The organism is Myxococcus sp. CA051A, from assembly GCF_013336705.1.
In the GTDB taxonomy this organism is placed as follows: domain Bacteria; phylum Myxococcota; class Myxococcia; order Myxococcales; family Myxococcaceae; genus Myxococcus; species Myxococcus llanfairpwllgwyngyllgogerychwyrndrobwllllantysiliogogogochensis.
Window position 1 is genome coordinate 1 of record NZ_JABUMS010000068.1, and the last position, 701, is coordinate 701.

1 protein-coding gene is annotated in these 701 nt (G+C 67.6%); it reads right to left on the bottom strand.

Annotation, left to right across the window (positions count from 1 at the left end; translation table 11 throughout):
* Positions 1 to 701 (bottom strand): AMP-binding protein (locus HUA74_RS44935; RefSeq protein WP_174459511.1); only part of this gene is annotated, 701 nt, incomplete at both ends.

Here is a 701-nt window from a genome sequence, read left to right on the forward strand (position 1 = left end):
TGCGGAAGCCGCGGACCTTCACCTGGAAGTCGGAGCGGCCGAGGAACTCGAGAGTGCCGTCGGCGAGCCAGCGGACTCGGTCACCGGTGCGGTAGAGGCGAGCACCAGGAGTGCTGCTGAAGGGATGCGGGACGAAGCGCTCGGCGGTGAGGTCAGCGCGGTTGAGGTAACCCCAAGCAAGGCCGTCACCCCCGACGAAGAGCTCTCCAGGGACGCCCGGAGGCAGGGGCTGGAAGGAGGCGTCGAGGACGAAGGCGGAGGAGTTGGAGAGAGGAGCGCCGATGGGGACGGAGCGAGAGAAGGAGTCCCCACTCCGCAGCGAGTGAGTGGCGGAGAAGGTGGTGTTCTCGGTAGGGCCGTAGCCGTTGACGAGGACGTGGCCCGGGGGCATCCGCGAGAGGTGCTCGCGGACGCGAGAAGGCGGCAGGACGTCGCCACCGGCGAGGACCTGGCGGACACCAGCCAGCGCGACGGGCTGAGTCGCCACCATCTGCTCGAAGAGAGCGGCGGTGAGCCAGAGGGAGGTAATGCCCTCGCGGACGAGAATCGAGCCGAGTTCCTCAAGAGACAGGGAATGAGGAGGAGCGAGGACGAGCTTGGAGCCGTGGAGGAGAGCGCCCCAGATTTCGAGGGTGGAGGCGTCGAAGGCGACGGGGGCTGCGTGGAGCCAGACGTCGGAAGCGGCGAAGGAGATGAAGGAA